A 25,026-nucleotide genomic window follows, 5' to 3' on the forward strand; every position below is an offset into this window, starting at 1 on the left:
CCTTAGCGTTAGTAACGACTAACCTTGAAGCTCAATTTCAGGTTAGCGTGTCGCACTCATGGGGGATTTTTAGGCGATCTTTTCTTTAGATCGCGATCGCGCACAAGTGCCGATCTTTTATCCGCCGACCTTTCGCTGCCTGATTTTATTCGCAGGTAAAAATCAGGCAAACATACATATGTGCGTCTGCATAGTCACTTTTGTAAAAGGTTTATCTTCGAGTGCAAAAGTGAAGTTTGTTAACCGTTTTATGGGTGAGTTTTCAGGCGAATGCGTCGGCTAATGCCTGATGTAACTCAGTAGGGCTGGCAAAATGCGCGTGGGCAGGCCACTGCGATGGTTTGTCGTTGACCCCCAGATAACCCCATAGGGCAACGCCACCTAACATGCCCGCTGCCTTCGCGGCTAACAAATCCCGCTCAGCATCCCCAAGATACAAAATGTGCTCTGTAGCGCAGCTCAGTTGCTGTGCGCCTAACAGCATAGGTGCTGTGTGGGGTTTTGGGTGTTTGGTCGAATCACCACTGATAATCACTGGCATACGCAAGTGTAAATTCAGTTTTCGCAATAAGGGACGGGTAAAGCGCGCTGGCTTGTTAGTGATCACCCCAAACGGCAGCTGAGTTAATTCGAGCCAGTCGAGTAATGCCGCAATACCAGTGAATAGTGTACAGTGATCGCCATTAATGCGCTGATAGTGGGCGAGCAAACCTTGCTGAACTTGAGTGCGAAGATCATCCGCTGCATTGGGTATTGCCGCATCGACTAAGGCAAAACTGCCGTGGGATGCGGCGTAGCGCATGGCTGCTAACGGCTGCGCGGCGATGCCGACGTCTTGAAGACTTAAATTGAGGGCTTGCACCAGATCCGGCGCGGTATCGGCTAAGGTGCCGTCGAGATCGAACAGTACGCCTTTGATCTGTGCCAGACTCATATCAATCAACCTTACGCGTCGCTATCATGTAATTTACATCAACCTTAGGCGTGTATTTGAAAATGCCCGTCAACGGGTTGTAGCTGATGCCTAATGCATCGGTACAGATAAGATCGGTATTGTCCACAAGCTCAATCAGCTCAGAAGGCTTAATGAATTTTTTATGCTCGTGGGTGCCAACTGGCAGCATCTTCAGTAAATATTCTGCGCCGAGAATCGTGTGAACGTAGGATTTAATGTTGCGGTTGATGGTGGAGAAAAACACAAAGCCACCGGGTTTGACCATGTCACAGCAAGCTTTGATCACAGATTGTGGATCGGGCACATGCTCCAGCATTTCCATGCAGGTCACCACATCGTAGTAAGCTTGATGATCTTGGCTGTGGGCCTCGGCGGTATTTTTTACATAATTTATGCTTACACCGGTTTCGAGGGCGTGAAGGCGGGCGACTTCGAGGGGCTCATCACCCATGTCGAGACCATCAACCTCGGCGCCGATGCGGGCCATGCTTTCAGATAAAATCCCGCCGCCGCAACCGACATCGAGCACTTTCTTGCCGAAAATCCCGCCTGCGGTTTGATCGATATAGTTTAAGCGCAGCGGGTTTAACAGATGCAGCGGCTTAAATTCGCCGTTGAGATCCCACCACGTTTCGGCCATACGTTCAAACTTTGCGATTTCCTGTGGGTCCACATTGGTATTCTGATGCATGCTATTACCTGAAGTAGCGTTATTGTGCGGCCATTATAACGACTATGTTTGATAAACAAAGTGTTCGACTAAGCTAAGCCCTTGTGGTTGAGTGAATTTTCAGCAGTTTTCTGGCTTTATGTTAATTGTTGTGCTCTGTATCTATCTTTTACTTCATCCCTTTGACGATTTTTTCTCATCCTAAGCTGCGAATTCCAATGCTTGTTTATCGCTCAAACGACCAAATTGACAGTGTTTTCATCTATTAAGCCACCAGACTCTCAATTCGATAAGGATAGGTCTGGCGACATTAAATAACTGTGTTAGAATGCCAAATCACGTTTTTGGGCTAGGCAATGATACGGATTATACGTTGTCGGCTATTTTTCAGGGGAACGAGCAGTTTATGACTGATCTGGCATCATCTATTTCGCCAATTAATATCGAAGACGAACTAAAGAATTCGTACCTTGATTACGCCATGAGCGTTATCGTGGGACGTGCATTACCAGACGTGCGCGACGGCTTAAAGCCGGTTCATCGCCGCGTTTTGTTTGCCATGAGTGAATTGAAGAACGATTGGAACAAGCCTTACAAAAAATCTGCCCGTGTGGTCGGTGACGTCATCGGTAAATATCACCCCCATGGTGATTCTGCTGTTTATGACACTATCGTCCGTATGGCCCAGCCATTCTCACTGCGTTACACCTTAGTTGACGGCCAAGGTAACTTCGGTTCGGTCGACGGTGACTCAGCGGCGGCAATGCGTTACACCGAAATCCGTATGGATAAGTTAGCGCATCAATTACTCGCCGATCTTGAAAAAGAGACAGTGGATTTCGTCCCTAACTACGACGGCACTGAACAAATTCCCGCCGTACTACCCACACGCGTACCTAACCTGTTAATTAACGGTTCATCGGGTATTGCCGTGGGTATGGCAACCAACATCCCACCACACAACCTAACGGAAGTAGTGAAAGGCTGTTTGGCATTGATTGAAGAACCTTCACTGTCGATTGAACAGTTGATGGAATACATTCCAGGTCCGGATTTCCCAACGGCAGCAATTATCAACGGTCGCAAAGGCATTATTGATGCCTATAAAACTGGCCGTGGCCGCGCGATCATGCGTGCACTGGCAGATGTGGAAACCGAAGATAATGGCCGTGAGCGCATTATCGTCACAGAAATCCCGTATCAAGTGAACAAAGCCCGTTTAATCGAGAAGATTGCCGAGCTGGTTAAAGATAAAAAACTTGAAGGGATCAGCGGTCTACGCGACGAGTCTGATAAAGACGGTATGCGTATCGTTATCGAAATCAAGCGCGGTGAAGTGGGCGAGGTGGTATTAAACAACCTGTATGCTCAAACACAAATGCAGTGTTCTTTCGGGATTAACATGGTGGCTCTGACTAATGGTCAGCCTAAACTGTTTAACCTTAAAGAAATGCTCGAATGCTTTATTCTGCATCGCCGTGAAGTGGTAACGCGCCGTACCGTATTCGAACTGCGTAAAGCCCGTGAACGCGCCCATATTTTGGAAGCGCTGGCGGTTGCTCTGGCTAACATCGACCCGATTATTGCACTAATCAAAGCCTCACCCACGCCTGCGGATGCCAAAGTGAAATTGGTGGAGCAAGGTTGGGAATTAGGGCACGTTCAAGGCATGCTTGAAAAAGCGGGTGACGACGCCGCGCGTCCTGAGTGGTTAGAGCCACAATATGGCATCCGCGACGGTCAATACTTCCTGACTGAGCAACAAGCTCAGGCGATTCTGGAACTGCGTTTACACCGTTTAACTGGTCTTGAACACGATAAGATCATCGCCGAATACGAAGAACTGCTCGAATTTATTGCGGGGCTACTGTTTATTCTGCGTAGCCCTGAGCGTTTGATGGAAGTCATCAAGGAAGAGTTAGAACTCATTCTTGAAGAATACGGTGATGCACGCCGTACTGTGATCAATGCTAACGAAGTCGATATGAGTCTTGAAGATCTTATCAACGAAGAAGACGTTGTGGTCACACTGTCGCATTTAGGTTATGCCAAGTATCAACCGTTAACCGATTACCAAGCCCAGCGCCGTGGTGGTAAAGGAAAAGCGGCAACTAAGGTAAAAGACGAAGATTTCGTTGAAAAACTGTTAGTTGCCAATACCCATGACACCATTTTGTGCTTCTCTGACTTTGGTAAAATGTACTGGCTTAAAGTGTATCAATTGCCATTAGCGAGCCGTACAGCACGTGGTCGTCCAATTGTTAACTTGCTACCTTTGGCTGAAGGTGAACGCATTACGGCGATTCTGCCAGTACGTGAATACGCCGCTGATAAATACATCATCATGGCGACTTCACACGGTACTGTTAAGAAAACCGCTCTGACTGCTTATAGCAACCCACGTGCTAACGGCATTATCGCCGTTAACCTCAAAGACGGTGACCAACTGATCGGTGTCGATATCACGAACGGTGATGACGAAATCATGTTGTTCTCGAACGAAGGTAAAGTGGTTCGCTTTGGTGAGAAAGTCCGTGATTCTGAAACAGGCGAAGTGAAACTCGATCCTGAAACCGGTGAAGAAGTCTTGTCCTTACGTCCTATGGGCCGTACTGCAACGGGCGTTCGTGGTATCCGTTTAGAAGAAGGTCAAAAAGTCGTGTCGCTTATCGTACCTAAAGGTGATGGCGCGATTCTCACTGTGACTGAAAACGGTTACGGTAAACGGACACAACTGTCTGAATACCCTGCGAAGAGCCGTGCGACTAAAGGTGTGGTTTCAATCAAGGTGAGCGAGCGTAACGGCGCTGTTGTTGGCGCAGTACAAGTGGGTCTGAATGACGAACTGATGCTCATCAGTGATAAAGGCACCTTAGTGCGTACACCAGCGGGCGGCGTGTCTATCATTGGCCGTAACACCCAAGGCGTGACCATTATCCGCACCGCGGGCGACGAGAAAGTAGTTGGCCTGCAACGTATCGACGAAATCCAAACTGATGAAGATGAAGTCGAGCTGGATGAAAACGGTTTACCGATTGTTCCTGTCATTGTCGAAGGCGAATTAGCCGACGAGGCGCTTGATGAAGCGCTGGATGACGAAGAAGAGTTGGACGAAGATGAAGACGAGCTTGCTGATGATGAGCAAGACGAAGAGTAATTAAGTGTCATATTAGCGAGCGTCCAATTGGACGCTCGTTTTTTTAATGGCGTTGTTAGTTGGTTGCATTGTTCGTTTTAAACATTGTTCATTTGAAAATAGTGCCATTTTAAAATAGTGTCGTTTTATCAATACCTACATCATGGTTGGGATTAAGGAGAGTGTCAGTGAGCGCGATTTATAATTTCTGTGCTGGACCTGCAATGTTACCCGCAGCGGTAATGAAAAAAGCACAACAGGAATTACTTGATTGGAATGGCCAAGGCGTTTCCGTGATGGAAATCAGCCACCGAAGTAAAGAGTTCATCGCGCTGACCGAGCAAGCCGAGTCCGATTTACGTGAACTGATGCAGATCCCTGCAAATTACCATGTGCTATTTATGCACGGCGGTGGTCGTGGACAGTTCTCTGCTGTCGTGAATAATTTTCTTGGTGATCAGGGAAAAGCCCTGTATTTAGTCAGTGGCCAATGGTCATCTGCCGCGTTAGCTGAAGCGCAGAAACTGGCGGGTGAAGCACAGATCGATAGTCTGAATATTGTTGAAAAACACAATGGACTCAATGCGGTTGTCTTACCTGACTTGCATAAAATCGATGCCGATTATCGCTATGTTCATTACTGTCCTAACGAGACAGTGGATGGTATCGAAATTTTTGATGAATTAGACTCACCATGGCCGATTGTTGCCGATTTATCATCAACAATCATGTCCCGTGAGATTGACGTTAGCCGCTACGGCTTGATTTACGCCGGTGCGCAAAAGAACATAGGTCCATCGGGTCTGTCGATAGTGATAGTGCGCGATGACATGTTAACACTGCCGAGTTTACCGCAGTCGTCCATTATGGACTACCGCCTAGCCGTCGAGCATGATTCTATGTTCAACACGCCACCAACCTTTGCTTGGTACCTCGCCGCTGAAGTCTTTGCTTGGCTGAAATCGACTGGCGGTATTGCGAGTATTGCGAAAATTAATCAACAAAAAGCGCAGATGTTGTATCAATGCATTGATGGTAATGCTTTCTACCGGAATGGTGTTGTTGCAGCGAACCGCTCACAAATGAACGTGACTTTCCAATTAGTCAACGAAGCGCTCGATAGTGAGTTCTTAAAGCAAGCACAAATTGCCGGACTCGTGGCACTTAAAGGTCATCGTATTGTCGGTGGCATGCGTGCGAGCCTTTACAATGCTATGCCACTCGATGGCGTAATTGCCTTGGTCAAGTTTATGAATGAATTTGCCAATAAACATAGTTAGCTAACTTGGGCTTTAAATTATCCAATGTTAGCAGTGTGACTTAATGAAAACGAATGCAATTGCATTCGTTTTTTTTTGTAAATTTTAAATAAAATCAATCGTAACTGTGAACTCTGCCCTTGTATTATTTTTCTTAAGTCGTTAGCTTTGAATCAACTTAGGCAGTATGCCGTAGCGTAACCACGCGTTATAGGGCGTGGGTTTGCGCACATATCAACATCTAGATAGGCAAATATTATGGATGATTTCAGCCCCTCAGATTTAAAAACCATACTCCATTCCAAACGTGCCAACATGTATTACTTAGAATACTGCCGAGTGATGCAAAAAGATGGCCGCGTGCTGTATTTAACCGAAGCCAAGCAAGACAATCAGTACTTCAATATCCCCATCGCTAACAGCACAGTCCTATTATTGGGCAATGGCACGTCCATTACCCAAGCGGCCATGCGAATGCTGGCGCAGGCAGGGGTGTTAGTCGGCTTTTGTGGCGGTGGCGGCACACCTCTTTATATGGCCTGCGAAGTGGAATGGTTGACGCCACAAAGTGAATATCGGCCGACGGAATACCTGCACGGTTGGATGCAATTTTGGTTCGATGATGAAAAACGATTACGTGCCGCCAAAGCCTTCCAGCAAGCCCGCATCCAATTTATCGAGCAAGTATGGCAAAGGGATCGCGAACTCAAAACGGAAGGCTTTATCTTTAAGGATCCGGCGATCCAAGCCGCACTCGAGACATTTCATGCTCGTACTGCAGCGGCAACCAAACAATCGGATCTGCTCATGACCGAAGCCCAGTTAACCAAAGTGCTGTACAAACACGCCGCCAATAATACCCAGCTCAATGATTTTACCCGCCAACACCAAAGCACGGATATCGCTAACGACTTTTTAAACCACGGCAACTATCTAGCCTATGGCCTTGCAGCTAGTTGCCTCTGGGTATTGGGCATTCCCCACGGTTTTGCCGTGATGCACGGAAAAACTCGCCGCGGAGCCTTAGTGTTCGACGTCGCCGATCTCATCAAAGACGCCATAGTGCTGCCGTGGGCCTTTGTGTGCGCCAAAGAAAAGGCCACCGAGCAAGAATTTCGCCAACAAGTGTTGCAAGCCTTTACTGACCATAACGCCTTAGATTTTATGTTCAATACCGTGAAAGGCGTTGCTTTGCAAGACTACAGCGCCGAGCAAATTGCCGCCCAAGACTTATAAGGGACAACAACTATGATGGTGACATTCATCAGTCAGTGTGAAAAAAATGCCCTAAAAAAGACCCGCCGCGTGCTGGATACCTTTGCTAACCGTATCGGTGATAACACTTGGCAAACACTGATCACCGAAGATGGGCTATTAACGGTTAAGAAAATGCTGCGCCAAACCGCCAGTAAAAGCACCGCCGTGAGTTGCCACTGGATCCGCTCGCGCGCCAGAAGCCAACTACTTTGGGTGGTGGGGAATCGGTCAAAATTTAATGCACAGGGCATAGTGCCAGTGAATAGTACCCGCAGGAATTTACTCACCAGCGATATTGAAAATGATTGGCACTATTTACCCTTGATAAAAGCGTTAACAGGGCTGTCGGCGTTATTACACGACTGGGGTAAAGCCACTGCGTTATTTCAAGATAAATTAAACCCTAAGAGTCAACATCGATTTAAAGGCGATCCAATTCGCCACGAGTGGATATCGTTACTGTTATTGCATGCTTTTGTGCATGCAACTGACGCGCAAGCAGACGAGCCATGGCTTAAGGCATTAAGTGAAGCGGATATTGACGAATCGCGTCTCAAGCAGTTGATTAAAGTCGACACGCTAAAACCAGTCGATGCGTTGCCGCCGATGGCTAAGTTAGTCGCGTGGTTAATCGTGTCACACCACAGGTTACCTTTGCCTGATCAAGAGTTATGTAAAAGCTATACCTCAGAAAGCGCCGCCTCACTGGATATTATGCTTGCCCTCATTGGCAAAGAATGGGGTTATCAGAATCGCTATGACGAGCTGGATTATCAACAACGGCTAAAAAATTGCTTTAGCTTTCCTAAAGGCTTACTCAGTGCCTCAAAGCCTTGGCTGCAACAAATTAAGAAATGGGCGGCAAAACTATTACAGCAACAAACACAGGCACAGCAGTGCGTGACAGACGGCAGTTACCGCTTAGTGCTCAATCATGCGCGCTTATGTTTAATGTTGGGCGATCACTTTTATTCCTCGCAGCAAGCGGATCAAAAATGGCAAGACACCACTGGCCTCTATGCCAATACCGACAGAGCGACGAACAGCTTAAAACAAAAGTTGGATGAACATTTAGTGGGTGTTGCCCGCAGTGCGTTAAAAACGGCGCATTTACTCCCTGCATTTGAGCGCGAGCCTCCTGTCGCACAAGATATTGATAATTTACGCAAACCCAGCCCTAAGGCGTATCAATGGCAGGATAAAGCCGTTGCTAAAATCACCGCTTGGCGGCAAGAGTTCGATAAGCAAACCAAGCTGCAACACGGCTTTTTTACCGTGAATATGGCAAGCACAGGCTGCGGAAAAACCTTCGCCAATGCTAAAGTGATGCGGGCATTATCGGCGGACAGTCAAAGTTTGCGCTTTATTTTGGCCTTGGGACTACGCACGTTAACGCTGCAAACCGGTGATGAATATCGCTCGCGGGTTGGCTTAGATAATAGCGAATTGGCCGTGCTTATTGGTTCGCGTGCCGTGATGGAACTGCATCAACAGCAAAAAGCTGAATTTGATAAGAATAATGTAGAGCATACAGGATCATCATCACAAGAAACCTTGCTCGATGAAGAAGTCGATTTTGACTGTGCAATTCCAGAGGAAGGTTTTAGCACAGTATTAACCTGTCCCAGAGACAAACAGTTTCTCTATGCGCCAGTGCTGGCTTGTACTATCGATCACATGATGGCTGCGACCGAAACCAAACGCGGGGGCCGCTATATATTGCCCACCTTGCGATTGATGTCGTCAGATCTAGTGATTGACGAAATTGATGACTTTACTGGTGATGACTTAATTGCCATCGGCAGACTTATCCATCTGGCGGGCATGTTAGGCCGCAAGGTGATGATCTCATCAGCCACTATCCCGCCATTTATGGCCGAAGGCTATTTCAAGGCCTATCGCGATGGCTGGCAGCTCTATTGCAAAACCCGCAGTGCCAGCTCAGTCATTGGTTGTGCTTGGATAGATGAATTTTCAACGCAAGTGACCAGCAATAGTGCAACCGAAATACCTACCGCGATCAGTCAATATCAGCAGGATCATGATGTTTTTATCACTAAGCGCATCGCCAAGTTACAGCAACAACCTGCAAAACGAAAAGCCGACATCAGTCCGTGCCAGCACATTATTGAGCAGCATCAGGGGCAGAAGCATCAACAGCAAAGTGTGATAGAAACTAAGCAGCAAGCGTATTTTAAGGTGATGGCCCAAAGCGCACTGCACAAGCATCAACAGCACCATTTTCACGATAGCAGCACTCAGCTAAACGTGTCCTTTGGCGTGGTGCGGGTGGCGAATATCTCACCCTGTGTTGCCTTAACACAATACTTGTTAACCAAAGAATGGCCGCCTGATACTGAGGTAAGAGTCATGGCTTACCACAGCCAACAAGTGCTACTGCTGCGCTCTATACAAGAACAGCATTTAGATAAAGTGCTAAAACGTAAAGAGGCTGAACACCAACCGCCGCAAGCTTTGTCAGATCCCGTTATTCGCCAGCATTTAACGGCAATCGCCGCGCAGTCCGCAGCCATTCGGCATGTGCTGTTTATTTTGGTGGCAACGCCAGTCGAAGAAGTAGGCCGCGATCACGATTTTGACTGGGCGGTGATTGAGCCTTCCTCTTATCGCTCGATTATTCAACTTGCGGGGCGCGTAAAGCGGCACCGAGAGGGCGCCGTTGCTGCGCCAAATATTGCGCTAATGCAATACAACTGGAAGGGCATTCGCGATCATCATTTAGAAAACAATAGAGTATTTACACGACCGGGGTTTGAAGATGCTCTTACTGAATCACTGGCAACCCACAATCTTAGCGAGCTTATTAACGTGCGTTTTGTCGCCGAAGGATTAAATTCTATACCGCGGATTAAGAAACCGGCTCATCTAACGGCAGACTATATGCGCAGTGCCAATCGTTGCAGTAGCTTAATTGAGCTAGAGCATGTCGCCACGTGGAGCTGGCTGGCGAATTACAAAACCCAAGGTGAAGGCGCTCAAACCAGCCCGGCAACATTGCAAGGCTGGCTAAACCAACATTGGTTTTTAACTGCACTGGCACAACAGTTAACGCCCTTTAGGCAAAGCCAACCCAACATCAAAGCGTTTTTAGTGTTCGATAATGATCGACAAGTCAGCCGATTCTGCGAAAAAGATGCCGAAGGCTATGCTGTTGAACGTGAAAATCAACTTAATATTCAACGTGTCGAGTTATCGCCACAAGCCCGCAGTAGGTTATGGCTGGTGCGTGATTATGATAGTGCCTGCGTTGCATTGGCTGATAACAGTGCCGACTACCCACAACCGCTTAGCCAAAGACGAGTATCACTACGTTATGGTGAGCTGAGCTTCCCCCACGATGAAAAACAGCACTACGCATACAACGACCAATTAGGATTGGTGAAAATATAAAAAAAGCCAGAGCTTGTGGCTCTGGCTTAGGGCTGCCTGTGCGGCAGTGAACGAAAGTGTTTTAGCTTGTTGAAATATTTCTGAGCTGCCTGTGTGGCAGTGCAGTGAGTGTAACGTAACTTCTAATTCAAGTTAAAAAATTTATCTCACGTCAAAAACTTAAAATTTAGATTGTTTAAATAGGTGTTTATTTGTGATTTTGTAGATATTAGTATGAAAAACGTCCAATAAAAGAAGGCTCATATTCCATGATGGATCCTGCAATAAGCGAGTTCTTTGCCGACAGAAAATCGGCGTGGCTAAAGAAAAATCTCAAAGCATCCATGTCGGATGTGGAGATAAGGGCGTTGGAGCTTGAGTGCGATGCCCAGTTTAACTTAACGGATTGGCTGCCTAATGCCGCTAGCCGTGCTGGGCAAATTGCGATTGCGACCCACCCATGCACTTTTAGTCATCCAAGTTCGCGTAAGAATAAAAATGGTTACGTGACGGCCATTATTGCCAATAGCGAAAAAGCCAACGATGGTTTTTTACGTAGCGGTAATGTTGAAGTCGCCGCCGATGCCTTAGGCAATGCGGCGGCGCTGGATGTGTATAAATTTTTAACCTTAGTGCTGGATGATGGTGAAACCCTGATTGATCATTTAGAACGTGACAGTGAGCAAGCGGTAAATTTATTGGCCGTCGCGAGTAAAGCAACCTACCCAGATTACCCAACATTAAAACAAGCATTTTTAGCCATGACGGCAAAAAGCAGCGAAAGTATTACTAGCTCGAAAATCAAGCAGGTGTATTTTCCGCTCATGCCCACACCTATGCAGGCAAACAGCAGCTCAGCTAACGGCAAGGGAACCGATACCGAATATCATCAATTATCTTTGTTAACGGCCTCTGGGCTCGTGTTTGAATTACGTCAACGGCTGGATGGCATACGTTTTGGTGATGCTGTCAAAGAGGCACGCGATAAGCGGAAAACCAATCAACTTCATCAAGGCTATAAAGAAATTTATAACCTTACTACCATCGGCTATGGCGGCACTAAACCACGAAACATCAGCGTGTTGAATAATCAAAATGGTGGTAAAGCACATCTGTTAATGTGCTTACCGCCCAGCATTAAACACCGTGATGTGCATTTCCCGCGCAGTGATTTTTTTAGCCAATCATTACGCTACAGCCAATGCCGAACTCAGTTCCAAGCTTTGCATCAACTTTACCGTGGCGATGATAACAATATGCATATTCGGGCGCAGCGGGATGACTATTACCAGAGTGTGATTGACCATGTGATTGAAAAAATGTGGCAAGTACGCTCGGTAGCGCAAGAGCAATATCGCGCTGACGATAGCCAGCTTTCAAGCGCGCAGCAAACCTGGTTGTGTGAGCAGGCTAAAGCCTTGCGTGAAACCACCGATGACTGGCTCGATGTTATCTGCCATAGCATTAGCAGTTATCTATTCCATGGCTACGAAAAAACATTGGGCAATAAAGCGATTAAATTTGGCGATGCTGAACATAAGCAGATGCAGAAAATCGTCTTAAGTAATAAGGAGGCATTGCGATGATAGCTGAAGTTAAAAAGCTGCTTATTATTCCGCATATTAAAGTGCATAACGCCAATGCACTATCGAGCCCATTCACCATAGGTTTTCCGGCGATGACCGCATGGCTTGGAGCTGTGCATGCCCTGCAGCGGCATCTCAATGCCCAAGGTATTGCGGTGACATTTGACGCCACCGGCGTTGTCAGCCACGAGGTGAACCTGCAAACCTACAAAGGCGATAATGATTACGTTCACTCTATTGTCGGTACGGGGAATCCACTGGATAAAACTGGCGCCAGATCGGCTTTTATCGAAGAAGCCCGCTGTCATTTAGATGTCAGTTTAGTGATTGAATTTAATGGCATCACCATAGATGAACGTGAGCAGTTATTAACTGCGGTCACCCAGTTACTGCACGCTAAAATGAAGCTAGCCGGTGGCGATATCAACAGTTTTCAGCCGCCATTTTGCATCAATTGTGGTGACGATGATGATTTACGCAAAATACAACGCCATTTAATGCCGGGCTACGTGCTAATTGAGCGCCGCGACTTGATGATGGCTGCGATGGCGAAAGGTACTGATGCTATGGACGCCGTCATTGACTACCTTGCCATTCACCACAGTTGTGAGCAAGACGAGGAGGGCAATATCGAGTGGCGCAGCTTTCGTAAAACGCTCGATAACAAACCCGCAGGTTGGATTGTGCCCATAGCGACGGGATTTCATGCACTCAGTGACATCAATGAAGCGAAAAATCAGCGCGATCAGAATACCCCGCATCGATTTGCTGAAAGCCTAGTGACCTTAGGCGAATTTAAAATGCCACATCGTTTACACAGTATCGAGCAAATGCTGTGGCGTTATCACACCGATGGCGACTTTTACCTTTGCCAGCAAAAGCACTGCGCGGCATCAACAGTAGCAAACTTAACTTTACCTCCAATCGAATCAGAATTTTAATCGTTAATAGAAAAGGATATTTATCATGGCGAAAAAAGAAAATGTGGCATCAGTATTAGCCTTTGAAAAAAAATTAGTGGTGAGCGACGGTTATATGTATGGCACATCATGGGCAGAACGCAGCAAGGTTATACCACTGGCATTACAGGAAAAATCGGTCCGGGGCACCATTTCTAACCGATTAAAACCTGCGATAAAAAACGATCCAGCCAAACTCAATGCAGAAGTTGAAAAGGCCAACTTACAAAAAGTAGATGCCTGTGCGCTGGCGCCAGAGCACGACACACTCAATGTACAGTTCACTATTAAAGTACTCGGCGGCATCACAGAGCCATCGGCCTGTAACAATGCATTGTTCAAGCAAAGTTACCGTGCGGCCGCAGTGAGTTACATCGAAAATCAAGGCTTCACAGAATTAGCCCGCCGTTATGCCACTAACTTAGCCAATGCACGCTTTTTATGGCGTAATCGTGTCGGCGCTGAAAACATTGAGGTGCAAGTAAGGGCAACAAATCGCAGCATAGATCAAAGCTGGACATTTGATGCGACTCAATTTAGCACTAAGCATTTTGATAGCAATGATGCCCAAATCAACACACTGGCAACCCATATCGCCACTGTGCTTTCCAGCGAAGATGACTTTTTATTATTAGATATCAATTGTTTTGCTAAAGTCGGCAGAGCGCAGGAAGTCTACCCAAGTGAAGAGTTAGTGCTTGATAAAGGCAAGGGCGAAAAAAGTAAAATTCTCTATCATGTTAATGATCTAGCCGCAATGCACTCACAGAAACTGGGTAATGCGCTGCGTACTATCGATACTTGGTATCCTGAGTTTACCGATCCTGAAACCAGTGCAGGCCCCATTGCCATAGAACCCTATGGCGCCGTAACTAACTTAGGTAAAGCCTATCGTACCCCTAAAGATAAGCAGGATTTTTACAGCTTTTTTGATGTATGGGCGCGCGGCGAGAAACTAAGCCGTGTTGAAGATGAGCACTATGTCATGGCGGTATTAGTGCGCGGCGGGGTGTTTGGCGAAAGTGATAAGGAGTAGTGATGAAATACTACCTCGACATCACTTTGCTGCCCGACGCCGAAGCTAATCTCGGCTTCCTGTGGCACAAAGTCTTTCAACAAATTCACCTGTTGTTAGTGGAACATAAAGTCAGCAAAGATGACTCTGCTATTGCGCTGTCGTTCCCCCAATACGATGCCAACAAGCCCCATAGCCAAAAGGCATTTCCATTAGGGGACAAATTAAGATTGTTGGCCGAAACAGAACAACAGCTCGTTAAGTTAAATATTGCATTATGCCTAGCACGCTTTAGCGATTATGTGCATATCAAAGCGATTAAGGCTGTGCCGAGTAATGTCACTGAATATGCTTATTTTACCCGCCGACATGTTAAGTCACCGGATAAATTACGCAAAAACATCGATGCCCGAGCGGCGGTGATAGCGCAAAAAAATGGCTTTGATATCAGTGAGGTTAAAACGCGTTTATTGGCTTCGATAGACAAGCTTCAAACCCAGTCAAGGTTACCTTTTATCCATTTACGCAGCTTATCGACGGATAAAGCAGTAAACCCGGAGGATCGCAAAAAGTTTTTACTCTTTATCGAGTGCCGAAAAGTCACCGAACCGAGTAGCAATAATAGCCGCTTTACGTGTTATGGACTGAGTCGCCGATCGCCAACAGAGCAAGTCGCCATCCCTTGGTTTTGAGAGGGAATTGAACGCAAAAATACCCTTTATTTTCGCTCTTTAAAAAATTGATTTAAAAACAGAGTGTTACAACAGATGGTTTTTTAATAGGTAAAAAAGCATATTTTTACCTATCCGCCTGTTGTAACTTATTTTTTTGACGATATTCTATTGTTCACCGCCGCACAGGCGGCTTAGAAAATCAGTAGGGAATGCCACCGCTGGTTGAGTTGGTTCACCGCCGCACAGGCGGCTTAGAAAAATCAAGGCCTTTTAGGCGCTGAAATAGATTGGTTCACCGCCGCACAGGCGGCTTAGAAAAAGACAGGAACATCGGCTACACTAAACGCTACGTTCACCGCCGCACAGGCGGCTTAGAAATGCGCATCAGCGCCTTTTTTTGCCAATTCTATGTTCACCGCCGCACAGGCGGCTTAGAAAGAGTATCTCTCATACTCTGATGCAGTCATTTTGTTCACCGCCGCACAGGCGGCTTAGAAATTTAGCGCCTCTTTTGTATCAACGCTGACGTTGTTCACCGCCGCACAGGCGGCTTAGAAAAATATTGGATTGAAATACTTCCCTGTGTTTTCGTTCACCGCCGCACAGGCGGCTTAGAAAGTTGGGGATAATGGACTTCTCCAACTAAGGAAGTTCACCGCCGCACAGGCGGCTTAGAAATGTTACTGTACCTGCATACGTGGTTTCACCGCGTTCACCGCCGCACAGGCGGCTTAGAAAAAGACAGGAACATCGGCTACACTAGACGCTACGTTCACCGCCGCACAGGCGGCTTAGAAAGCATTCTCACCAACTGAAGCAGTTAGCCTAGGTTCACCGCCGCACAGGCGGCTTAGAAAAACTGAAGCAGTTAGCCTAGTATCTAATTCAGGTTCACCGCCGCACAGGCGGCTTAGAAATAGTATCTAATTCAGATCTAGCTGCTACCTCAGTTCACCGCCGCACAGGCGGCTTAGAAAAACTAAGGCACTCTGTGAAGCGGCTACGGGTAGTTCACCGCCGCACAGGCGGCTTAGAAAACTTGAGTAATGTTTGAATCAGCCGCATTGATGTTCACCGCCGCACAGGCGGCTTAGAAAGCTATGAAATGGATGAGTGCTTCTTTCCTGATGTTCACCGCCGCACAGGCGGCTTAGAAATAAAATGGGTCATCTAAAATCAACAAGTAGGGGTTCACCGCCGCACAGGCGGCTTAGAAAATTTCGCTTTTAACTGATAGTCGACCGTCACTGTTCACCGCCGCACAGGCGGCTTAGAAATGCTCCGTCAATGTACCCGCGTTTAACTTCAAGTTCACCGCCGCACAGGCGGCTTAGAAATAATGCAAGAATTACTCGGCCAATATTATGGCGTTCACCGCCGCACAGGCGGCTTAGAAACACGAGTGGCATCAATCTCAAGCTTCGCTGAGGTTCACCGCCGCACAGGCGGCTTAGAAAAATAGAGAATTATCATCTGTTACGACTGATTTGTTCACCGCCGCACAGGCGGCTTAGAAATCAACAAAAGCCTCAACACCAAACGCCATTAGGTTCACCGCCGCACAGGCGGCTTAGAAACAGTGCCAAGTTGCAAGTCTGGCAAGCCCCGCACAGGCGGCTTAGAAAGTTTTAAGTGGCGTCATGAACGCTGTGTCGTCGTTCACCGCCGCACAGGCGGCTTAGAAAATTAGTGAGAAATGCGGTAGGCGTACCAGTGCGTTCACCGCCGCACAGGCGGCTTAGAAAAATACGGTTGCGCCAGTCAAGACCTTTTAAGCGTTCACCGCCGCACAGGCGGCTTAGAAAGTTAGCCACACGCCATCGGTTGAACCTGTCACGTTCACCGCCGCACAGGCGGCTTAGAAATATTAATAACGATTCAAACGACTACCCATACTGTTCACCGCCGCACAGGCGGCTTAGAAATTGCAGTGTCAGGTTCAACCGATGGCGTTTGGGTTCACCGCCGCACAGGCGGCTTAGAAATTGTAAGGTAAACCTAAGCTATCAGCATAACTGTTCACCGCCGCACAGGCGGCTTAGAAATCGTTTACGTTCGCTCATCTAAGACCACAATAGTTCACCGCCGCACAGGCGGCTTAGAAATGTATTGGGGTAAGGTGTCAGTAACTTTGGCTGTTCACCGCCGCACAGGCGGCTTAGAAATTAGAAAAGCCAGCCGCCAATAGATCGTTTACGTTCACCGCCGCACAGGCGGCTTAGAAAGAGCGTCACGTCGCTGGGTTGTATCTCGTAAAGTTCACCGCCGCACAGGCGGCTTAGAAATCTTGACGCTTCAACCGCTGCGCAATTTGTCGGTTCACCGCCGCACAGGCGGCTTAGAAATAAAATTCTGATTCTATATTTGAGCTCTGTGAGTTCACCGCTGCGCTGTAGGCTTATAAATCTTGTGAGGTGGTGCGCATTGCTGAGAATATTCTCAGCAATGTGTAGGGTCAGTTGCATGCTATTGTTTATCATGCTTAAAAGTACGCTTTTGGGTATGCATAGAAGATAAATCAATAGGATGTCACCGATGGATTTGGCCAAGCTTTCGCGGATTAGTATGAAGCACTTGATCACTTTGCATGTGATGCTCGATACCCTGAGCGTGACCGCCAGCGCCGAACGTTTATGCCTCAGCCCCTCATCCGTCAGTAAAACCTTAAGCCAGCTCAGGGACAGTTTGAACGATGAACTGTTCTATCGTAATGGCAACTCACTGGTAGCAACGCCATTGGCAAAACGATTAGGGCCAAGCGTGCAGCAAATGATCAATGATATGAATCAGATCATGAGTCAGGATGCGTTTAATCCTGCCCATTTTGAGGGGCGTTTCTCGCTTGCGATGCGCGAAAGTACCTTTGAGCTACTGGCCGCTAAACTCAGCGCCCATATTTTGAGTTTGGCTCCTAATATCCATCTCGATATTTATAGCAAAGACAATATTGGTTTTGATGGACTCATCAAAGGCTCGTTAGATTTTGTGTTGTTACCCCATGATCTGAGTCAACCTAATCCTCTTCAAGACGATCTGGTGTGGGAAACCTTATTCAGCGATGAAATGGCCTGCCTGATGAATTCATCCCATCCCTTGGCAAAGCAGCGACACATCAGCTTTGATGATTACCTACGTTTTAGCCATATTGGCATTACGGACACAGATCTGAGCACGCCATATTTTGATATTTTGCTCGCCCAACAATCTAAAAAACGCGCCGTTCCTATTTCGGTCCCAGACTTTGGCAGTGCGGCGTTAATGTGCCATCACAGTGAGTTGCTCTTTACCTGCTCGCGCCGCTGGGCATCCATCGCTAGCCAAGCCAAAGGCTTAACGATTAAATCTTTACCCATAGAATATGGCAAAGTGGCTTACAGCCTCGTTTGGCATAAACAAAGCATGAAAGATCCCGCACTGCGCTGGCTTTATGAGCAAATTTTGCTTTGCAGTCGTTAAAGGTAGATGGACGGTAACACGAGATTGGTTACGCCTCGCTTTGCAAGCGTTGCGGCTAAGCGTTCAATATCGGCTTGTTTACAGCTTGGCCAATTGAGTGCGTCATCGACAACACCATGATGGTGAAAGGCATTTAACTTAACTCGCGTATCTGGGCCTAGCAGAAGTAAATAGGTTGCTAGTGCGTCTATTTCGTCCTCGTAATCCGTGATGCTCGGAATGTGCAGCAATCTCACCTCATACATTTTTTGCTGCTGCGCCAATAGCTGAATGGATTTGAATACCGCATGGTTATCTCGCCCGGTAATATACCTATGGGTATCTTGCTGCCATGCTTTAAGATCCACCATAGCGCCATCTAAAAACGGCAGTAGTTTATGCCAACCGGTTAGACTCAAACTGCCATTGGTGTCGAGCATGCAAGTTAAGTGTGATAACGACTCTGTCGCCTTAATTCCTTTAAATAACGCAAGAATAAATGGCAGTTGCAGACTCGCTTCGCCGCCGCTAACCGTAATACCATTAATAAAGTGACGCTGACTATGGAGAATCGTCAGTATCTCCTCGACTGTGTAACGACTGACCTTAGGGCTCGCTTGTTTCGGGCATACGGCAATACAAGTATCGCATTGGCTACAACGCTCACTATCCCATTGAATGTGATGCTTATTATTGAGATTTATCAATGTCAGCGCATTTTCAGGGCAGGTGGCGACACAATCGCCACAGGCATCGCATAAACCTATGGTATGTGGGTTATGGCAGTTTTTGCATTGATAGTTGCAGCCCTGCAGGAATAACACTAGCCTGCTGCCAGGCCCGTCGACGCAAGAAAAGGGCAACAGCTGACTGACTATTGCCTGTTTATTTATGGCTGGCTTATTTAACGACACAGGGGGAATGCTCATGGGCAATAACGCGTGCTTGGCGTTGCAATATTCCCGTATTGACCGCAGCTTCTGCGGCTAAGCCTGTGGTATTGAGACGCGAGCCGCACTGTTTAAACGCTTCAATATCTGAGCGTTTTACCATATAGCCAGTCACGCGCATTAAATCGTTAGAGGCGACATTGGCGGTAAACTCCCTAAAACCTAACTCAAGCGCGGCTTTACACAGTTGGAACATGGCTTGAGGATTGGATTTCACAGTTTCATCGATAGTCAAAATATCGCTAATTCCCGCCGTATAATATTGATGATGTTGTGCTAGGGCTTGAATATGGGCGATGGGATTGGGTTCTGTGCCATAGGGGATGCGAACGCCAGGTGTCACATTTTTATCGAGACTAATACCGCCCTGTGAATGCAGCAGCGCTCGTCCATGGAAGCCATGCGCAACGGGTGTGGATTTCACTATGGCATCTAGCGCAGCAGAAATACGATAGCCCAGCTGATTTGCATCCATTTCGTGGCCATATCTCGCGTGTATTGCTGGCGTCACTTCTCCACTGGCTGTTAATGTTTGCAGAATATTTACCGCTTCAGCCATGCCGTAAATGCCAAACATGGGCGCAAAGCGCGATTCATCAATCAATTGTTCTTTAACTAAAAAGCTATCAAAGAAGTGCGATTCGTGATGTAAAAATGCCGAACGCGCGTCAATGAGTTCGAAGGTGAGTGAGCAGTAATTTGGCAAGACAGTATCAAAAAAATCGTTTATAGAATTTGCCTTTAACGCAACTTCTTTAAGATTGAGCCGAACCAAGGTATTGGCGCCGCCCGCTAACGGCAAGGCATTGTAGCAACTGACAATCCCAAAGCCGCGCTCATCAAACGCACTGGCATGCAGAGGATAATTGGCGATATGCGGCTTACTGCAGTGACAAATATTGGTGGTCGCAAGCAGCAACAAATCATCCGGCGTGACGGCGGGGTCGTACATAAAGGTCAAATTGGGGGCAACTTGTTTTAACTCAGCATCAATGCGCAGTAGGGTGCGACAAACAATGTTGTCTGTCGGGCCAATATTTACGTGCATAAAGGCGTCAGGCAGGGTTCTGTCGAGCATGATCCAGAACAGTTTAAGTTTACGATAAAGGACTTCCGCATCCATTCCTTCGGTGAAAGGCATTAATATTTCATCCAGCTGACCTAAATACACGGGGATATTGGTCACCGATGGCACATGATGATACAGAATCGTTAAGGCATTGATGGCTTCATCTAAATCCTGCGCCGGTGAAAGCTCTAAATATTCTGAACCTTGCTTTAGATAGCGGGCATAATCTGGCAACACATAGCGCGGTTTAAAAGGCGCATGGCCTTCAAACATATCGCAGATAATGCCGTCATTCATCGCGGCTTTTACCTCAGTCGATATCGGCATGTAGGGCAAGCTCGCCTCTGCCTCCAACGCCAAATAGTTGGATTTTTGCTTAGGTGAAAGCTGCGGGTTGGTGACGATTTGCACTAATTTATCTTGTAATAACATGGCGGAATATCCACAAGTTCTATGATGACCACTAATCTACTGGGCAGGTCTGGCTTTAAAAAGTGAAAATAGCCGCAGCCCTGATTGATGAAATGGAAATCCGCCGACCGAGGTCACAACTTGCAATTTATTGCATTAAACGACTGTTTTTTTTAAACGCGAGAAAGTAGTTTTTACCATTGAAAATAAAAGCTTGAACAGTGAGATTTGGCGTTGCTTGATAAGGTTTTGGGAATTTAGAACCGAAGGGAAGGTTTGTTAATACTGACGCATTGGCATGATTGAAAAGTTTAACCCTTGTAAGGGGCAAATAAACTCTGCTGCATCCTGAATCGTAGCAATACAGCAGAGTGAACTGTTCAGATAAACTCAGCCGTGCTTAAAGCACTTTAGCGATCGATTGGGCTAAGTAATCGACGTTATCTTCACTGATCCCAGCAATACTGATGCGGCTTGAACCCACCATATAAATGCTGAATTCTTTTTGCAGGCGCGCCACTTGCTCTGGATTCACCCCAAGGAAGGAGAACATGCCTTTTTGGCGGGCGATAAAGCTAAAGTCACGGTCTACGCCATTGGCTTTAAGTTTATCCACTAAAATGGCGCGGTTGCCGTTAATGCGATCGCGCATTACTTTCAGCTCATCTAGCCATTCTTGGGTTAATTCTGCCGATCCTAAAATCGTTTCAACAATCGCAGCGCCGTGGGCAGGCGGCATTGAATAGAGGCAGCGAACCACATAAAGCAGCACAGACTGCGCGACATTGGCGGTATGGGCATCTCTGGCAATCACAGAGCATGAACCGATACGCTCACGGTACAAACCGAAGTTTTTCGAGCATGAGCTGCAAAGGATCATATTATCGACCGCTGCCGCCATTTGACGCACGCCGTAGGCATCAATATCAACGCCATCACCAAAGCCTTGGTATGCCATGTCAATCAGTGGGGTAAAGCCTTGCTCTTTTGTCAGGGCAACCACTTTATCCCATTGTTCTGTGGTTAAATCCATTCCGCTCGGGTTATGGCAACAGGCGTGGAATAACACCACATCATCTGGACTCACTTGCGATAGGGCAGCAAGCATCTCATCAAATTTCAACGATTTGCTATCGTAGTCATAATACGGATAGGTTTTAACGGTAATGCCAGCCGCTTCGAACAAACCGATGTGGTTAGCCCAAGTTGGGTCGCTTACCCATAACACCGCATTCGGGTTGCAGCGTTTGATAAAATCTCCTGCCACGCGCAGTGCGCCAGTACCACCGGGTGTAGAAACGGTACGGATACGATTGGCGAGAATAGCACTGTGATTTGCACCAAAGGCTAATTCTGTCATTAAAGTGTTGAATTGTGGCGAGCCCGTTGGACCTATATACACTTTGGTGGTTTCGGTATCGAGACGGAATTTCTCGGCTTTTTTCACGCAGCTCAGGATTGGGGTCACGCCTGTAGGGTCTTTATAAACGCCTACACCTAAATCAACTTTTTGTGGGTGGGTGTCTTCGCGGTACTGAGTCAACAAGCCAAGGATGGGATCTGCTGGCATTGCGATGAGTGAGTTAAACATAGCTCCATCTACCTTTCTGGTTATAGTGCAAACGTGATTGTTTGTATCAGATATGCGTTATTTATCGTTTGGGGCTTAGAATAGCGCGGAAAGGTAAAGTATTTAAAGTGAAAACTGTGATTAGACGCCAGTTATCTTGGCAAAAAAGCCTGCCAAAAATACGATTAAATCCTAAATTAACCGCTTAAATTTTGCGTTTTTGTTATTTTTACACTGAACTCAGTAAATAATCTGACCAAAAAGCCATTTTTCTCGAAAAAACGGTTGAATCCTTAGCGACAATCGGTAATTTTATAACGACGAAGCACCAACAAGGCCCCAATCTCCTTTTATTTGTAATCTTAACTTGACGCTGTGTAGCGTGAAGTTGCCATTTTGCGTATTCAGTCCGCGTGATCGTGATGATGACGCCCTATAGAGAAAGAAGATTTATTCATGAAGCAATTACGTCTTGAACCTGTTGTGCAAGTCCGCGGTGAAATTAATATTCCGGGCTCAAAAAGTATTTCTAATCGTGCCTTATTATTGGCCACCTTAGCTCAAGGCACGACTACGCTCACCAATCTGCTCGACTCAGATGATATCCGCCACATGTTGGCCTCCCTTGAGCAGCTAGGGGTGAACTACCGTTTATCGCAAAACAATACTGTGTGTGAACTTGATGGCTTAGGCGGTGTGATTTCCTCAGAATCCGCGCAGGAATTGTTTTTAGGCAATGCAGGCACAGCAATGCGCCCCTTGTGCGCCGCCTTAACCTTAGGCCAAGGCGAGTTTACCCTCACGGGCGAACCGCGTATGGAAGAGCGCCCGATTGGCGACTTAGTCGATGCCTTAAGGCAACTCGGTGCCAATATTGTTTATCTTAAAAATGACGGTTTCCCCCCGCTGACGATTAATGCCACTGGCCTTAATGGCGGTGATGTTGACATTGCGGGTGATTTATCTAGCCAGTTTTTAACGGCTTTGTTGATGGTGGCGCCGCTTGCTAAGGGCAGCGTGAATATCCATGTCAAAGGCGAGTTAGTCTCTAAGCCTTATATCGATATCACTATCGCCTTGATGGCGCAGTTCGGCGTTAAAGTCATTAACCATAACTATGCCCGTTTTGAGATTGTTGCCGGCCAGCGTTATATGTCTCCGGGTAAAGTATTGGTAGAAGGTGATGCATCGTCGGCATCGTATTTCCTAGCGGCAGGGGCGATAAAGGGCGGCGAAGTCAAAGTCACCGGTGTGGGCCGTTTAAGTATTCAAGGCGATGTGAAATTTGCCGATGTGCTCGAAAAAATGGGCGCTGATATCGAGTGGGGCGATGACTATATTATCGCGCGTGGCTCTCAATTAATGGCGGTTGATTTAGACATGAACCACATTCCCGATGCGGCCATGACCATTGCAACGGCCGCGTTATTTGCCAAAGGCACGACGGTTATTCGCAATATCTATAACTGGCGCATTAAAGAGACAGATCGCTTAGCGGCGATGGCAACGGAGCTGCGAAAAGTGGGCGCCGAGGTAGAAGAGGGCAAGGATTACATCAAAATTACGCCACCAGCCGTGATTAACACCGCCGAAATTGATACCTACAATGATCACCGCATGGCTATGTGCTTTTCGATGCTGGCCTTTGCAGATTGCGGTATTACCATCAATGACCCTGATTGCACTTCTAAAACATTCCCAGACTACTTTAAGCAGTTTGCGAGTCTGCAAGGCTAAATCATTCTGTTTTGTTTTTGTAACAACAAGCGATGTCAAGAATAGTCAGCCGTATTTGCGCGGCTGCTAATCTTCATAAAAAATCCACGGATTTTGTTTGTCTTTTGTTGTACAATGCGGCGCGCTCATTTTCGGGGGCTCACTTGATGAACTCACGGATGATGGTAATTTTTTGCGGAGGAATGTATGTCTGAACGGGCTCCTGTAGTCACAATCGACGGCCCAAGTGGTGCTGGCAAAGGTACAATTAGTCAATTATTGGCTCAGCATCTAGGTTGGCAACTACTTGATAGTGGTGCTATTTACCGAGTTCTTGCGCTCGCAGCAATTCATCATAACGTTGAACTGGAAAATGAAGAATCTATCACGCTGTTAGCGGCACATCTCGATGTGAAGTTTCTAACAGGCAATGATAAAGATCCGGTTCAAGTGATATTGGAAGGTGAAGACGTCACCACCGATATTCGCACTCAAGAGTGCTCGAATGCCGCTTCGAAAGTCGCCGCGTTTCCACGGGTGAGAGAAGCCTTATTACGTCGTCAACGGGCCTTTAAAACGGCGCCAGGATTAATTGCCGATGGTCGCGACATGGGAACTGTGGTTTTCCCAAGTGCGCCGGCAAAATTATATTTAACCGCCTCAGCTGAAGAGCGTGCCCAAAGACGCTATAATCAGTTGCAGGACAAGGGCTTCGATGTTAATATCGAGCGCCTTTTAAGTGAAATTATCGAACGTGATGACCGCGATATGAATCGTCCGGTGGCTCCTTTAGTCCCCGCCGAGGACGCGCTCATTATCGATACAAGCGGAAAGGGTATTGATGAAGTGTTAGCGCTTGCGCTTAACTTTATCAACCAAAAATTATCCGGCACTAACTAAGTTAGCCCACCGGATAGGTATTCGTATTAAGGATGATACGGATAATTTGACTGACTCCACGTCTAGGACGGACA

General features: G+C 47.0%; 16 protein-coding genes and 1 CRISPR repeat array. Of the genes, 11 read left to right on the top strand and 5 right to left on the bottom strand.

Features of this window, described 5'->3' with window-relative positions:
• Positions 1-262: 262 nt before the first annotated feature.
• Together K5Q99_RS02010 and ubiG are read right to left on the bottom strand one after the other, a co-directional pair.
• Positions 263-934 (bottom strand): HAD family hydrolase, encoded by a 672-nt coding sequence (locus tag K5Q99_RS02010; protein WP_220775874.1) that lies wholly within the window; start codon positions 932-934, stop codon positions 263-265.
• 1 nt (position 935) lies between these two features.
• The gene (gene ubiG / locus K5Q99_RS02015) at positions 936-1,646 is read right to left on the bottom strand and encodes a bifunctional 2-polyprenyl-6-hydroxyphenol methylase/3-demethylubiquinol 3-O-methyltransferase UbiG (RefSeq protein WP_106650580.1); all 711 of its coding nucleotides are present in this window, start codon (positions 1,644-1,646) and stop codon (positions 936-938) included.
• Between the two features lie 385 nt (positions 1,647-2,031).
• Between ubiG and gyrA the strand changes: the two genes are divergently transcribed.
• From gyrA to K5Q99_RS02060, 9 genes are all read left to right on the top strand, one after another.
• On the top strand, positions 2,032-4,782 hold the full coding sequence (gyrA, locus tag K5Q99_RS02020) for a DNA gyrase subunit A (RefSeq protein ID WP_220590314.1): 2,751 nt from the start codon (positions 2,032-2,034) through the stop codon (positions 4,780-4,782).
• A gap of 167 nt (positions 4,783-4,949) precedes the next feature.
• Entirely contained in the window at positions 4,950-6,041 is a 1,092-nt protein-coding gene (serC, locus tag K5Q99_RS02025; protein WP_220775875.1) for a 3-phosphoserine/phosphohydroxythreonine transaminase, read from the top strand.
• A 237-nt stretch (positions 6,042-6,278) separates the two neighbouring features.
• Entirely contained in the window at positions 6,279-7,256 is a 978-nt protein-coding gene (gene cas1f, locus K5Q99_RS02030; RefSeq protein WP_220775876.1) for a type I-F CRISPR-associated endonuclease Cas1f, read from the top strand.
• A gap of 12 nt (positions 7,257-7,268) precedes the next feature.
• Positions 7,269-10,688: a type I-F CRISPR-associated helicase Cas3f gene (cas3f, locus tag K5Q99_RS02035; protein WP_220775877.1), complete on the top strand. Its 3,420-nt coding sequence runs from the start codon at positions 7,269-7,271 to the stop codon at positions 10,686-10,688.
• 248 nt (positions 10,689-10,936) lie between these two features.
• On the top strand, positions 10,937-12,253 hold the full coding sequence (gene csy1, locus K5Q99_RS02040) for a type I-F CRISPR-associated protein Csy1 (protein WP_220775878.1): 1,317 nt from the start codon (positions 10,937-10,939) through the stop codon (positions 12,251-12,253).
• Complete coding sequence (gene csy2, locus K5Q99_RS02045) at positions 12,250-13,194, top strand: type I-F CRISPR-associated protein Csy2 (RefSeq protein ID WP_220775879.1); 945 nt, start codon at positions 12,250-12,252, stop codon at positions 13,192-13,194. Before csy1 ends, csy2 begins: the two co-directional genes overlap by 4 nt.
• A gap of 25 nt (positions 13,195-13,219) precedes the next feature.
• Positions 13,220-14,248, top strand: coding sequence for a type I-F CRISPR-associated protein Csy3 (gene csy3, locus K5Q99_RS02050; protein WP_220775880.1), 1,029 nt, complete (start codon positions 13,220-13,222; stop codon positions 14,246-14,248).
• 2 nt (positions 14,249-14,250) lie between these two features.
• Positions 14,251-14,919, top strand: coding sequence for a type I-F CRISPR-associated endoribonuclease Cas6/Csy4 (gene cas6f, locus K5Q99_RS02055; protein WP_220775881.1), 669 nt, complete (start codon positions 14,251-14,253; stop codon positions 14,917-14,919).
• A 152-nt stretch (positions 14,920-15,071) separates the two neighbouring features.
• A CRISPR array of direct repeats spans positions 15,072-17,246; the repeat unit is 28 nt; unit sequence GTTCACCGCCGCACAGGCGGCTTAGAAA.
• Positions 17,247-17,436: 190 nt separating this feature from the next.
• On the top strand, positions 17,437-18,357 hold the full coding sequence (locus tag K5Q99_RS02060) for a LysR family transcriptional regulator (protein WP_220775882.1): 921 nt from the start codon (positions 17,437-17,439) through the stop codon (positions 18,355-18,357).
• Here the strand turns inward: K5Q99_RS02060 and K5Q99_RS02065 are convergent.
• From K5Q99_RS02065 to K5Q99_RS02075, 3 genes are all read right to left on the bottom strand, one after another.
• A complete protein-coding gene (locus K5Q99_RS02065; protein ID WP_220775883.1) occupies positions 18,354-19,265 on the bottom strand; it encodes a YjjW family glycine radical enzyme activase in 912 nt (303 codons plus the stop codon). The two genes, K5Q99_RS02060 and K5Q99_RS02065, sit on opposite strands and share 4 nt — an antisense overlap.
• Positions 19,237-20,787 (bottom strand): YjjI family glycine radical enzyme, encoded by a 1,551-nt coding sequence (locus K5Q99_RS02070; RefSeq protein ID WP_220775884.1) that lies wholly within the window; start codon positions 20,785-20,787, stop codon positions 19,237-19,239. The genes K5Q99_RS02065 and K5Q99_RS02070 overlap by 29 nt, the downstream gene beginning before the upstream one ends.
• A gap of 379 nt (positions 20,788-21,166) precedes the next feature.
• Positions 21,167-22,357 carry an amino acid aminotransferase gene (locus K5Q99_RS02075; protein WP_220775885.1) on the bottom strand — a complete coding sequence of 397 codons (1,191 nt, stop codon included), beginning with the start codon at positions 22,355-22,357 and terminating at the stop codon, positions 21,167-21,169.
• Between the two features lie 435 nt (positions 22,358-22,792).
• On the opposite strand from K5Q99_RS02075, the gene aroA reads away from it, so the two are divergent.
• Both aroA and cmk read left to right on the top strand, forming a co-directional pair.
• Positions 22,793-24,073, top strand: coding sequence for a 3-phosphoshikimate 1-carboxyvinyltransferase (gene aroA, locus K5Q99_RS02080; protein WP_220775886.1), 1,281 nt, complete (start codon positions 22,793-22,795; stop codon positions 24,071-24,073).
• Between the two features lie 186 nt (positions 24,074-24,259).
• Positions 24,260-24,952, top strand: a complete 693-nt coding sequence (cmk, locus tag K5Q99_RS02085; protein WP_220590307.1) for a (d)CMP kinase — start codon at positions 24,260-24,262, stop codon at positions 24,950-24,952.
• The last annotated feature ends 74 nt before the right edge of the window (positions 24,953-25,026 follow it).

Source organism: Shewanella hafniensis, from assembly GCF_019655335.1.
In the GTDB taxonomy this organism is placed as follows: domain Bacteria; phylum Pseudomonadota; class Gammaproteobacteria; order Enterobacterales; family Shewanellaceae; genus Shewanella; species Shewanella hafniensis.